At 39.6% G+C, this 13,774-nt stretch carries 9 protein-coding genes; 7 read left to right on the plus strand and 2 right to left on the minus strand.

Translation table 11 applies throughout. The features are described 5' to 3' along the window. Positions 1-13 precede the first annotated feature (13 nt). From VF06_RS19840 to VF06_RS19870, 7 genes are all read left to right on the plus strand, one after another. Positions 14-898, plus strand: a complete 885-nt coding sequence (locus tag VF06_RS19840) for a glycosyltransferase family 8 protein (RefSeq protein WP_099067685.1) — start codon at positions 14-16, stop codon at positions 896-898. A 159-nt stretch (positions 899-1,057) separates the two neighbouring features. Next, entirely contained in the window at positions 1,058-2,512 is a 1,455-nt protein-coding gene (locus tag VF06_RS19845; RefSeq protein WP_099067686.1) for a glycoside hydrolase family 13 protein, read from the plus strand. Between the two features lie 42 nt (positions 2,513-2,554). Beyond that, positions 2,555-3,676: a hypothetical protein gene (locus VF06_RS19850; protein ID WP_099067687.1), complete on the plus strand. Its 1,122-nt coding sequence runs from the start codon at positions 2,555-2,557 to the stop codon at positions 3,674-3,676. 26 nt (positions 3,677-3,702) lie between these two features. After that, positions 3,703-5,229, plus strand: coding sequence for an MBOAT family O-acyltransferase (locus VF06_RS19855; RefSeq protein ID WP_099067688.1), 1,527 nt, complete (start codon positions 3,703-3,705; stop codon positions 5,227-5,229). Between the two features lie 55 nt (positions 5,230-5,284). Next, positions 5,285-6,028, plus strand: coding sequence for an HAD-IIB family hydrolase (locus tag VF06_RS19860; RefSeq protein WP_099067689.1), 744 nt, complete (start codon positions 5,285-5,287; stop codon positions 6,026-6,028). Positions 6,029-6,060: 32 nt separating this feature from the next. Next, positions 6,061-7,260, plus strand: a complete 1,200-nt coding sequence (locus VF06_RS19865) for an acyltransferase family protein (RefSeq protein WP_099067690.1) — start codon at positions 6,061-6,063, stop codon at positions 7,258-7,260. A 58-nt stretch (positions 7,261-7,318) separates the two neighbouring features. Next, positions 7,319-9,223: a thiamine pyrophosphate-binding protein gene (locus VF06_RS19870; RefSeq protein ID WP_099067691.1), complete on the plus strand. Its 1,905-nt coding sequence runs from the start codon at positions 7,319-7,321 to the stop codon at positions 9,221-9,223. A gap of 175 nt (positions 9,224-9,398) precedes the next feature. Here the strand turns inward: VF06_RS19870 and VF06_RS19875 are convergent, their stop codons facing one another. After that, the gene (locus VF06_RS19875) at positions 9,399-10,784 is read right to left on the minus strand and encodes an alpha-amylase family glycosyl hydrolase (protein ID WP_099067692.1); all 1,386 of its coding nucleotides are present in this window, start codon (positions 10,782-10,784) and stop codon (positions 9,399-9,401) included. 495 nt (positions 10,785-11,279) lie between these two features. Then, positions 11,280-13,622 (minus strand): glycoside hydrolase family 31 protein, encoded by a 2,343-nt coding sequence (locus VF06_RS19880; protein WP_099067693.1) that lies wholly within the window; start codon positions 13,620-13,622, stop codon positions 11,280-11,282. Positions 13,623-13,774 lie beyond the last annotated feature (152 nt).

The following is a 13,774-nucleotide window of genomic DNA, read 5'->3' on the forward strand; positions in this document are numbered from 1 at the left end:
GGGTTTTTTAGTCATGATTAATGCAAATAACGAACCAATAGTTCTTGTATCCACAGCAGATAATAATTATGCCATAGCATTGGCCGTTACAATCAAGTCAGCGATTGTCAATCTCAAAAATAAACGTCGAGTAGTACTGTATGTACTGAATGGAGATATTACACAAGCCAATAAAGACAAAATCCTCAAATCCCTTGACCCAGAACAAGTAGAAATTTTTTGGTTAAAGCCAGATGAAACGCTACTTTCCAATATGAAATTGGATGAAAATTATAACACCCTTGCTATTTACTACAGACTTTTCATTCCTCAACTTATTCCCCAACATTTTGATAAAGCAATTTATCTAGACAGTGATATTGTAGTCCTGGGAGATTTAGAAGAATTATGGAATATTGATGTTCAAGATACCTATGTATTTGCAGCTCAAGATATTTGGAAGCGATATATCAGAAATGCTAAAGGTTTGAGAAACTATGAGGAAACAGGAATTTCTCCAGACCATAAATACTTTAATGCTGGAGTTTTAATTATTAATTTGGAAAAATGGCGAACTGACAATATAGGTGCAAAGGCTATAGAATACCTGGAAAAAAATAAAGAATACATACGCTTGCACGACCAAGACGGACTAAATGCGGTGCTTGCAGGTCAATGGAAAGAACTAGATCCAACATGGAATCAAATGCAAGCAATACACGAATACTCATCATGGACAGAAAGTCCCTACACAGAAGAGGTTTATAATCGAGCGCTTCATAATCCTAATATTGTCCACTTTGCAACTTTTCCTAAACCTTGGCAAGAAAATTGTAAACACCCAAAACAAGATTTATTTTTTGAATATCTAAATTTAACAGCTTGGAATTCTCCTGTTTTAGTAAATAGCCATAGTTGAGATAGCAAGGAACTGGGGACTGGTGACTTGGTAAAAAGTCTTTTGATATCTAAGTTTTATTGTTTGTTAATGAACCACCTTGACTTTCCTATTCCCTATTCCCTATTCCCTGTTCCCTGTTCCCTATTCCCTATAAATATAATAAATACTACTTAATCTATGCAGATTAATACACCTGATTGGGTCAAACACGCAGTTTTCTACCAAATATTTCCTGACCGTTTTGCTCGAAGTGTTCCACCACACCAAAGTTGGTTACTGGATGTACCCTTGGAAGATTGGAATGCTGCGCCTACATTTAACGGTTATAAGGGAGGAAATCTTTGGGGAATAATTGAAAAACTAGATTATTTACAAGATTTAGGGATTAATGCGATTTACCTCAATCCCGTTTTTACTTCTGCAAGTAATCATCGCTATCATACCCTTGATTATTATCAAATCGATCCCTTATTAGGTGGCGAGGAAGCATTTATAAATCTCCTCAACGAAGTTCATCGCCGTAATCTGAAACTTGTCTTAGATGGAACTTTTAATCATGCCAGCAGGGGCTTTTATTTTTTCAATGATATTTTAGAAAATGGTCAAAATTCCCCTTGGTTTGATTGGTTCAAAATCGAAGGTTGGCCTATTTCACCCTATGATGAATCTCGTCCTGCTAATTATGCTTCGTGGTGTGGTTTTCGTGCTTTACCAGAGTTGAACACTAATAATTCAGGAGTGCGCGAATATATTATGCAAGTAGGCGAATATTGGATTAAACGGGGTGCAGATGGTTGGCGTTTAGACTCAGCAGATTACATCAAAACACCAGGGTTTTGGCAAGAATTCCGCGAACGAGTAAAGGCTATTAATCCCCAAGCTTATATTGTTGGAGAAATTCCAATGGAGGCCACTGAATGGTTAGATGGGACACAATTTGATGGCATTTCAAGTTTGCCTTTTCTTAACGCTACCACAGCTTTTATTGTGGGCGATCGCCAAGTCAAAGGTCATTTAGAATTGTATGCACCACCACCACCTTCCGATGCTATTGAATATGGGAACCAAATTAATGAATTATTGCAACGGTATCCTTGGGAAATTCAATTAACCCAACTCAACGGTATTAACAATCACGATACCGCCAGATTAATTGATGTTGCCGGTGGCGATCGCCCCAGTTTATATTTATCAACATTACTATTATTGACTTTCCCCGGCGCACCTTGTATTTATTATGGCGATGAAGTTGGTTTGACTGGTGGTTATGACCCTGATTGTCGCAAAGGTTTTCCAGATCAACAACATTGGGATCGAGATATTCTAGAGTTTCATCGGCAATTAATTAAACTGCGTCTTTCTCATACAGCATTGCGAATTGGGCAATATCAAACTTTATATGCCCAAGGACAAGTTTACATTTTTGCGCGGATTTTAGAACAAGAAGTATTTGTGATTGCGATTAATGCTGGAAATGAAATAGCAAAAGTTAGTATTCAGCCTTCATTATCATCGTCACCTCAGCAAATATTATTCACCTATGGTTCTGGTGCAGCAAATTGGAGTCAGGAAACTACACAAACCAGTCTGAATTTTACACTTGCACCCCGCAGTGGATTAATTCTCGGTTAACTTGTAAAAAATTGGAAAAATTTTTCATTTTGTATTCAATATATGAACAAAAAACCAAAAATTCTATTTATTTATAGTTTAGTTTTTATCATTGTTTTATTTTTTACGGCTGGATTAATTAATCTTATTTTGCCTTCCTCTAAAACTCCTCCAACTCTTGGTGATGTCAGTGTGAAGTTAGAGTATTTCGCCGACCATAAAGATGATTACGATGTGATTTTTTTGGGCCCTAGTACCACATATCTACAAGTTATTCCCAAAGTATTTGATGAATCACTATCAGCAAATGGTAATAGCGTCAAGTCTTTCAATCTGGGAATTCTGTCAGCAAATGTAGCCGAAATGGATTTTTATTTGCAAAAAATATTAGCATTAAAACCAGCAAAATTAAAATGGATATTTTTAGATTGTTTAGTTAACTCCTTCGTGGAGGAAGAACCAACTTTATCTAGAAATGTTTATTGGCATACTCCTACTAAAACCATAGAAAATTTTCAATTAATTGCTGAATCAACCCTACCTTGGAAAATCAAAATTAGTGCCTTTTATGCAAATTTCATCAGCTTTTTGCATCGATGGCTAGGAATTGGTTATTTTTCTAATTTTTGGCATCAAAGTTCCGAAGCATTACCAGCAGGAATATCCAGTGATAAATTGCTACAGGAAGCTGGATATTATGCCAACGATTGGATGAAAAATAGTGAGGCTGAGAAAAAAGTTTTCTATTCAAAGTTAGAAAGTTACCAACAAAAGTTAACACAAGCAAAATTAGGAATTATCGATCCAGAAAATACATATCCAGAAAAATCCTATGCATTGAAAATCATTAAAAGACTTGTTTCTAGAATTGATGATTTAGAAAAAAATAGCAATATTCAAGTTGAGCCTATATTTTTAATTCCTCCAGCATTAGACAGTGTTATTGAACATTCTCCGATTCTAGAAGCTGTGAATCTAGGATATATTTCAACACTATTTGCATTTAATAATCCCAATAGTTTTGCTAGTTTGTATGAAGTTTCTCGTCGGAGTGATGAAAGGCATTTAAATTACCAAGGTTCTCAAGAATTTTCACGCACTTTGGCAGAAAAATTTTCTCAGCATCTAAAGTTAGCTTCCAAGGAAACATATAATCAACCCTTTCTATCTCAAAGCCAGAATTGAAAGTTAATTAACATACCAGAATAAATATGGTTTTTACAGAATTTCGTTTTATCTTTTTTTTCCTGATAATTTTCTGTGTTTACTGGGGTTTGCAGAACAACAATCATCGCAAATTCTGGTTGCTCATCTGTAGTTATATTTTTTATGGTGCTTGGGATTGGCGCTTTCTTTTCTTACTTTTACTCTCCACAGTGGTTGATTACTTTGTAGGTTTGATGCTGTCTAGACCACAGATCAATCATGCAACAGCAGCACCAGAAATTCCAACACAGGAAGTAGTAGAAAATCCAGAAACTAAGAAAAACTCATTTTCTTGGAATGCGCTGCTAACTAAACCACTGCATCACAAGGAACCACAAATATGGTTATTAGTCAGCTTAGTTGTAAATCTAGGATTATTAGGATTTTTTAAATACTATAACTTTTTCACTGACTCAGCCGCTAATTTATTAAATTTTTTGGGTTTATCTGTTAATATAAAAACCCTGGAAATCATTCTGCCAGCAGGAATTAGTTTTTACACATTTCAAACCCTCAGCTATTCTATTGATGTGTATTTGGGTAAACTTAAACCTGTTAAAAATTTTTGGGATTTTGCTTTATTTGTAACTTTTTTCCCTCAGTTAGTTGCAGGGCCGATTGTGCGTGCATCTGATTTTTTACCCCAACTGGTAAAGGCGAAAAATTTCAACGATGTGAATTTCCGGGGGTGTTTAACGCTTTTTTTGGTGGGATATTTTAAGAAAGCTTGTATTTCAGATAATATCTCTCCCTTAGTAGACCAGTATTTTACAAGTCCAGAAAATTATACTTTCTTGAGTTGTTGGGTTGCTGTTATCTCTTTCGTCATACAAATATATTGCGATTTTTCTGGCTATTCAGATATGGCGATCGCCAGTGCAGGTTTGTTAGGATACAAACTACCTTTAAACTTTAGATTCCCCTACTTTGCCAATAATATTACTGAATTGTGGCAACGTTGGCACATTACCCTCTTCACTTGGCTGCGAGACTATATTTATAGTCCTTTGATGAAAATGCGACCAAGAGAACAACGCACAGAAATCTTTAGGTCAAGAAATCTTCTCATTTTAATGCTTTTTTCTGGACTGTGGCATGGTGCAGCTTGGCATTTTGTTGCTTGGGGAGGATTGAATGGCATTGCTTTAATTGTTCACAAACAATGGTCATCCTGGATTGCTCCCTATAAGCGATTATTGCCACTAAGAAATATGCTAGGCATTCCCCTGACATTCTATTGGTTTTGTGCCTCTGCAATCTTTTTTCGCAGTAATGATATCAGCAGTGCAATGCAAATTGAAAAATCTTTTCTATTTCTCAATTCTCCAGGTTCAGAAAACTTAAACATTCAAATTGGTTGGGTTTTTATACCTTTAGCAATTATGCATTGGGCTGCTTATAAAAATTGGTTAGCTGACTGGTTTCAGAAAATACCTCAATGGAGTTTTGTCGTTTTTTATGGAGTGTTGGTTGCAATCATATTGAGGTTTATCGCAATAACTCCCCACCCCTTTGTTTATTTTCAATTTTAGCTCAAAGTCAAAGCATTTCAATTTTAGATGATGAACGAACGGGGAAAAGATGCAGATGAAATCTCATAATTCATTACTGTTAGCAACTGACCTAGATGGCACTTTTTTAGGTGGTTCTAATCAAGAGCGATCGCAATTTTATCAATATATTCACGAACAACGCCATCGCATTCTTTTAATCTATGTCACTGGCAGAGAACTTGACCGCGTTAGCGAATTATATGAAGATCCAAATATTCCCCAACCCGATTACATTATTGCCGATGTGGGAACTACAATTGTACACGGCCAAACCTTCGAGCCAATTTCTGTTTTGCAAAACTGGGTAGCGCAAACTTGGGGAAATGCTAACGAACAAATCAAAGCTTTATTAGCCAATGAACCAGGATTAGAATTACAGTCTGTTAATCCTGACTATCGTGTATCCTACTACTATGAACCTGAATCATTGCAACCCCAAACTATCCAAAAAGTAATTGACGCTGGATTTGATACTATCCTTTCCTATGACATCAGACTAAATTACCATTATTTTGATGTCATGCCAAAAGGCGTTTCTAAAGGCCCCACACTCGTGAGATTTTTAACAGAAATGAGTTTTAATCCTGATGACACAGTTACTTGTGGAGATACTCTCAACGATTTCTCATTATTTGAGACGGGTTTAAAGGGTATTGCTGTAGGAAATTCCGAACCTAAATTAGTGGAGAAAATTCAAACAATGGAGAACGTTTATTATAGTCCCTATCCTGGGGTGATGGGTATTTGGGATGGTCTTAAGGTCTATGGCAAAGATTAAAAATAATTAAATAATTTCTGGGATTTTTCGGAATGTTAAAATCGTCTCTTAATGTCAAGGAAGTATCTAATACGATACGTGGCTATATGCCCGTATTGAATGGATATCGTGGCATAGCGATTTTGTTAGTTTTTCTGCGTCATTGTATTTACGAACCTGCTGCTGAACGCGTTAACTTTGTAGAAAAAATTTACACAAAGTTAATGTTTTTAGGTTGGTGTGGAGTCGATGCTTTTTTTGTTCTTTCTGGGTTTCTGATTACAGGAATCCTCCTTGATAGCCGCGAAAAACCGAATTATTTCAAAAATTTCTATGCCAGACGAATGCTCAGAATATTTCCTGCTTACTATGTTTTCTTGAGCATTTTTTTAGGAATAATACATCCACTGATTCGGAGTTATGAATCTCTAAATCATATAGATAGTAGCCAAATTTGGTATTGGTATTACCTACAAAACTGGTACATGATATTTCGAGGAGACTTTCTGATTGGGCCAATCAGCCATCTTTGGAGTTTAGCTATTGAAGAACAATTCTATCTTATCTGTCCGGCGTTGATTTATTTTTTGCCTCGCAGGCTCTTAAACTGGTTTTTTGGAACAGTGATTTTCTTTGCGGTCTTTTTTCGCAGTTGGTTGTTATTAACTCATCCTTTAACTGATAACCTTTTTAGTAGTATCTTCGTTAATCCTGTCTGTCGTGTGGATGCCCTAGCGATAGGTTCTTTGATAGCCTTGTGGATGCGTTCAGATAGAATACTTCCTCGGCTATTATCGATTTCGCCAATACTTCTGATTGTGAGTGCTATTAGTTTGGGCATTATAGAAATCACTCAAGGAGGACTTGATACATTAAATCCACTGCTTGAATCAATCGGCTTTTCTATACTAGCTATCTTCTTTGGTTCGCTGTTAATTTTGTTAGTCATACAATCAGAAAATAGCCTTTTAGTCAAATGTCTAAGTTGGTCGCCGCTACAAGGATTAGGTACTATTAGCTACGGGTTTTACATTTATCATTTTCCTATATTGTGGATATTTTGTGACAGGATTTATGAATATATGGGTGACTCTTTTATCGTGGGACATTTAGCTACTGTGTTATTTTGTGGAGTGTTGACATTATCTGTCTCACTTGTCAGCTGGTATTGTTTAGAGCAACCTATCCTTCGTCTCAAGACTTATTTTTCATCAAACCCGGAAAATAACTTGAGTTCTGGTGTTAATGCTTGAAAAATGATTGCCACAATCCTAAATCTCAAATCCAAAATAATATAAAGTACAAAAATCAATGACTGTAACAAAACTCCGTTTTCCCATTGACTTAGATGCTTACAAACCGTTGAAATTAGACCCGACTAATTCAACTTTGACGAATCAACAACGAGAAACGTTGAAGGCTAATATTCAAATTTGTCGAGATACTATTGTTTTCTTTACTTCCATAGCAGCAGCAAAAAATGTAGGCGGTCATACAGGAGGAGCTTATGATACAGTCCCCGAAGTGATGATTTTAGATGCTTTCTTTCGGGGATCGGCAGATAAATTTGTGCCGATTTTCTTTGATGAAGCAGGACACAGAGTCGCCACACAATATTTAATGGCTACTTTACATGGGGATCTTGATGTGGAAGAATTGCTGCATTATCGGGAACCCTATTCTAAACTGCTTGCTCATCCAGAACGGGGACGCACTCCTGGGGTGAAATTTAGCGCCGGGAGATTAGGACATTTATGGCCTTATGTAAATGGAGTAGCGATCGCCAATCCGCAACAAGTAGTATTTTGTTTGGGATCGGATGGTTCCCAGCAAGAAGGAAACAACGCCGAAGCCGCACGTTTAGCCGTGGCCAAAAATCTCAACGTCAAAATCATCATTGACGATAACAATTCCACCTGTAGCGGCTATCCTTCAGATTATTTACCAGGCTATGATGTCAGTCAAACTTTAGCCGGACACGGACTAACTGTACTCACAGGACAAGGCGAAGATTTAGATGATTTGTATAGTCGTTTGTGTCAAGCAGCCACCACAAACGGCCCCATAGCCGTGGTGAACAAACGTCAGATGTCTCCTGGTATTGCTGGGGTAGAAGGTACGCCATTGGGTCATGATGCATTATCCCCTGATTTGGCGATCGCATATCTGGAAACTCGCGGACACACTCAAGCTGCTAATTACCTGAAAAAAATTGTTCCACTCACAGGAACCTACACTTATACAGGTTCTAGCAGCAAAACTCGCCATATCTTCGATGCTACGATTGTTTCCATTCTCAGTGGCATGACTCCAACCGAACGCCAAGAAAAGGTAATGTGCATCGACAGCGACTTGGGAGAATCTTGTGGGATCAACAGAATTCAAAAAGCCTATCCAGAGATTTTCTATCACGGCGGCATCATGGAGCGCGGAAACTTCGCCGCCGCAGCGGGGTTTGGTATGGAAAAGGGAAAACAGGGCATTTTCAGCACCTACAGCGCCTTTTTAGAAATGTGCATTTCCGAAATCACAATGGCGCGATTGAATAAATCCAACGTTCTGTGCCAATTTTCCCATAGCGGTATCGATGAATTAGCAGATAACACCTGCCATTTTGGCTTAAATAACATGTTTGCAGACAACGGTTTAGAAGATGGCTACCAAACCCGTCTGTATTACCCAGCCGATGGCGGACAAATGAAAGCTTGCGTCGAAACCATATTTCATCAACCTGGTTTAAGGTTTCTCTTTTCCAGTCGTTCCGCAGTTCCCGATATCCTCGATACTGAGGGTAAACCTTTATTTGGAGAAGACTATACCTTTGTTCCCGGCAAAGATGATGTCATACGTGAAGGAACAGCAGGTTACATCGTCAGTTTTGGTGAAGTCCTTTATCGTGCCCTGAATGTAGTAGAAAACCTCAAACAACAAGGCATCGATGTCGGGTTAATTAACAAGTCAACCTTAAATATGGTCGATGAAGAGATTATAGCCAAGATTGGTTCCACACCATTTGTCTTGGTTGTAGAATCATTAAACCGTCGCACAGGTTTAGGAATTCGCTTTGGTTCCTGGTTACTAGAAAGAGGTTTGTCTCCCAAGTATGCATACATGGGTACTCATCAAGAAGGATGTAGCGGAGTATGGGAACAATTACCCCATCAAGGTATTGATGTCATTGGCATTATGAATCAAGTCAAGAAACTGCTTGCTTAGATATTAAAAGTCTTGCTCTAATAAGACATGCAAGAACCACCCATCATGTGAATTAGACGCTAAAACCCTTGATTTCTCGTTGTAAAGACGTTGCATTGCAACGTCTTTACTATTGTTGACCGTTAACAGTCAACAGTCAACGCTTTAACCAAAATAATTTATTTTCTCAAATTCCCTAATTAGTATCACTTTTGACGAAGAACAATGCTGTACGCGGGCCAATTTCAATCCCACGTCGTTGGGCAGAACCCCATTGAGTAACCTGCTTGGCAGCATCAACACATATTTGGAATTTGTACTGTAACTCGTTGTAGCAACCGGCAGCTAAACCCGGTATTTTTGCCTGAGGGACATTAAATTTTTCCCCACTTTTATTGATAATGGCTAATCCCCGATCTCCACGCTCGATAAACAGCAAATTGGGACTATTTGCACCAGTGGCTATTTCATTACCATTGCGGAAGTATTGGGGCTGTGTCAGCAACTTTTGATGGAATTGAACGCCTGCAACAACGGTGGGATTGAAGGCATCAAAATTCAAAATCAAGGGTGTCCCTTCTTTAATCGCCAAAACGTAAGCAGTTGCTAATGGTAAATCGCCAGAATCAAATTTCCAATTGTCAAACTGTCCTGGTGCCCAGGTATCATGATTGCGAGAAAAGGTAACAGCCTCGTTACCTGGTAAAGCACGCTTGGTATCTGATGGATTAACTAAAGAGCGCAAGTCACCCCCATACTTGAAGGCATCTTTTAAAGTATTTACCAGTTGAAAATCTGTGACTTTAGGAAAAACTGAAATATACTTCCTACTCTCGTCATATGATTGACCGATGACCTCACCATAGTAAAACTTATCCTTGGGGACAACGCTGAGTATCTTCGCCATATCCCCACGAGGAATGTGCTTAGCAGCATCAAAACGCAAACCATCAATGCCAAGCCCAAACAGAGTTGTCATATACTTCTGAGCATTCTGTTGTACATAAGGCAAATCTGTCCTCAGGTCGGGTAATCCCTCTTTGATGCTATTTTGATCGCATAACCAACGATTTTCAACTTGTACGGGATCGTTATAGTTATCGATGCATTTGGCCTCATGAAAGTATTCAACTTTCTGGTAGATAGGATAAGCTTGCGGGAAAGGCGCTACAGTTTCATAAAACTTGTACTTAGCCATGTGATTTAAAACTACATCGGCAATGACTTTCATACCGCTTTTGTGAGCCGCACCAATCAAATCCTTTAAGTCTTTTTCGGTTCCTAAATGTCCCCCCAGTACATAATCCAATGGTTGATACTGCATGTACCACTCTTTGTCTGAAGTACAAGCATTGTCACCGCGTGGGGCTGTTTTATTTGCAGGCGAAATTTGAATATGGGTATATCCTGCTTCTTGAATTTTGGGCAGTTTGGTTTTGACATCGGCAAAACATTCATCGAAGGCATGATATATAACATCTGCTTTAGCAGGAGCCACTTCTGATGTTATGCCAGTCGTTACAGCAATGAGTCCGACACGAACCAAATTTATAAAATATTTGCTCGATATTTGGTGTTTCATGAAGATTTATAAGTAAGTAGATATTTCCAATAATTAATTCTGCGTTGTCCCAAATCCTGAACACAGCCTACACCCTGACATCATATAATATACCTCTTGCAATCAATTGCTTTTTGGACTCTTGTGGTCAAAGGGAAAAGGTGAGCCAGCGCGGTCTTGGGGGTTTCCCCCATGAGCGACTGGCGAACCCCGAAGGGGTTAATGGTTCGACAAGCTCACCAACCGGGGAAAGGGAAAATACCAAACCTTTCCCCCTTTACCCTTCCCCTTTTCCCGACTTATGTAAGAAGTCTAATGTCCGGTTAATCAAAGTGAATAAAAATGTTTGCTTGTAGTGTTCGCGTAGCGTCTCGCAGAGAGGACTTCAGTCCTCAAACTAGTTGTCTATCCCATTAGTTCTGAGAGATAAATAAGTTTGTAGTTAGGACTTTAGTCCTTGATTTTTAAGCACTGAAGTGCTTACTACAAACTCATCAAAATTAATGGGACAGACTACTAGGTAGAAAACTCTAATTGATGTGCAGTGCCATCATCAATAAAACTTTGTTCGCCAACGCCGACTAATTCCACAATGATTTCACGCTTTGGAGGTGAAAATTCACCTTCTCTAGGTTCAATCTTAACAATGGTTCGTTGTTCTTGTGAATTAACGCGGTAAGTTGTTGTGCAAAAGGCTGCTGTTTTGTATTCAAATGTGTGACCGTCATCTTCATAAAGGGTAAACTCACCTACGCCTTTCCAAATCCGTAGCCTGATCTGGTCTATGGGACGTTCATCTACATATTGCATGACTGGTATCATGGGGATAATCGAGCCAGCACGGACGTACAATGGCATTTGTTCAAGTGGTGCGTGTGCCAATATGTGGGTTGGGCCTGTGAAAGCTTCACCACTCCACCAGTCATACCAGTGGCCTTCAGGTAAATATACAGCACGATATTGAACGCCGGGACGACAAATTGGTGCTGCTAGTAATGATGAACCAAGCATTACTTGGTCTGCGAGACTGAAAGTTTGGGGATCGTTGGGAAAATGATAAAGTAGGGGACGCAGAATTGGTGCGCCTGTGGTTGCAGCTTCCCAGAAAAGGGTGTAGATGTACGGTAGTAGTCGGTAGCGGAGTTGAATGTACTCACGGCAAATTTTTTCAACGCGATCGCCAAATGCCCAAGGTTCATGCTGTGCTGTGGTCAATGCTGAATGTCCCCGCATGAAGGGGTAAAGCATTCCTAGCTGCATCCAACGAGTAAATAGTTCCGGTGTGGCATTCCCCGCAAAGCCTCCAATATCACTACCCACAAAGGCAATGCCCGACAACCCCAAGTTGCAAAGCATTGGTATGGACATTTCTAAGTGTTCCCACAGAGATTGATTGTCTCCAGTCCATACTGCTGACCAACGCTGAATCCCCGCGAATCCGGAACGCGTCAAGAAAAATGTGCGTTCTGTGGGACGGGATTTGACAACTGCCTCATAAGATGCTTGTGCCATCATTAACCCATACACATTATGGGTTTCAGCGTGGTTAGTTTTTTCATCACCAGAACCCTGTGCTGTATTGAGGGGAAAGTCTATTTTGCGACCAGGGTCACCGAATGGGCGATCGTCTAGTGTGGGTTCATTCATGTCATTCCAAATGCCCGCAATACCAATATCAGTTAGGCTTTTTAGCAAACCTCCCCACCAATCTCGGACTTCTTTCCGTAAGTAATCAGGAAACACAGCTTTGTCAGGCCAAACATAACCGTGAAATAACTGACCATTGGTTTTACGGACAAAATAATCGTTCTTGAATCCCTCATCGAAGACTTTGTAATCTGCCTCTGGATCGTACTTCACCCCAGGTTCAACAATTGTCGCTACTTTAAAGCCATTTTCCTTGAGATTTTGGATTAATTCTTGAGGATTTGCAAATCGCTTGGGACTCCAGGTAAAAACCCGGTAGCCGTTCATATAATCGATATCTAAATGGATAACATCACAGGGAATTTGCCGTTGCCGAAATTCCTGCGCCACTTTCTGTACTATATCCTGTGATTCATAACTCCAGCGACACTGGTGGTAACCTAACGCCCATCGGGGTGGTAAGGGCATCCGTCCGGTTAGCTGGGTGTAGGTCTGGATAATTTTTGCTGGTTCCGGCCCATATATTATGTAGTAATCGAGTTCGCTTCCTTGAGTTTCCATCCGCCAAACTCCAGGCTGCTGGGCACCCAAATCGAATCGGCTCCAAAAAGTAGTATTGAAAAACAGCCCGTAGCCTAAACCCGGACGCAAGGCGATGAAAAAAGGAATCGCCTGATACATACTGTCTGTCAAGATCCCAAAATCGATCGCATCAGTTGTCCAATTAGTTCTCACTTTCGATCGCTGATCTAGCAAGCCAGTAGGTTCACCAAATCCATAGAAATGTTCGTCGGTTTCTATCCGTTTCCACCCAGCAATAGTACCAGTCCGCCACCCCATACCGATGTCTGCATCTTCGGCAAAAAGCTCTCCTGCTGAGTCGAAGCACTGGATACGAAAAGGATCGCGGGAGACCACAATAGACATTTGCTCGGTTGTAATTTCTATAGTCTCTGCTTTTTCTCGTACCTCAAACGGCACTTTAGACCATTCTTCATCCGCCTGTGCCACCGCCCACGATCGCCTGGGTAAAAATTCACCCGTTGGTGTCATTCTTACCCGAATTAAGTTCGGTGCTAAGATACTAATTTTTACACAGGGAATGCCGCATTTGAAGAGGATATGGCGATCGTCTTGTTTTATTGATTGTACTGCTCCTAGAATTGACCAAGCCGGTTCTTTTGTATGCAGTTGTCCAAAGTATTGCGGCATAATCCCTGATTTTAAAATAACTACTTTTCCCAATCGAGAATTACATAAATTACTGCCAAAAAGCTTGTATCTTCGGGCATACGACAGATGGACAGCACTGATGCAACTGTATATTATGCTTTCGTGATTTGGTGGGGAAAGGGGAAAGGGGG

This window comes from Nostoc linckia z4, from assembly GCF_002608075.1.
Classification (GTDB): Bacteria; Cyanobacteriota; Cyanobacteriia; order Cyanobacteriales; family Nostocaceae; genus Nostoc; species Nostoc linckia.

Coding starts and splice junctions, on each gene's coding strand:
- VF06_RS19840 (WP_099067685.1), top strand. CDS start 14: ATGATTAATGCAAATAACGAACCAATAGTTCTTGTATCCACAGCAGAT.
- VF06_RS19845 (WP_099067686.1), top strand. CDS start 1,058: ATGCAGATTAATACACCTGATTGGGTCAAACACGCAGTTTTCTACCAA.
- VF06_RS19850 (WP_099067687.1), top strand. CDS start 2,555: ATGAACAAAAAACCAAAAATTCTATTTATTTATAGTTTAGTTTTTATC.
- VF06_RS19855 (WP_099067688.1), top strand. CDS start 3,703: ATGGTTTTTACAGAATTTCGTTTTATCTTTTTTTTCCTGATAATTTTC.
- VF06_RS19860 (WP_099067689.1), top strand. CDS start 5,285: ATGAAATCTCATAATTCATTACTGTTAGCAACTGACCTAGATGGCACT.
- VF06_RS19865 (WP_099067690.1), top strand. CDS start 6,061: ATGTTAAAATCGTCTCTTAATGTCAAGGAAGTATCTAATACGATACGT.
- VF06_RS19870 (WP_099067691.1), top strand. CDS start 7,319: ATGACTGTAACAAAACTCCGTTTTCCCATTGACTTAGATGCTTACAAA.
- VF06_RS19875 (WP_099067692.1), bottom strand. CDS start 10,784: ATGAAACACCAAATATCGAGCAAATATTTTATAAATTTGGTTCGTGTC.
- VF06_RS19880 (WP_099067693.1), bottom strand. CDS start 13,622: ATGCCGCAATACTTTGGACAACTGCATACAAAAGAACCGGCTTGGTCA.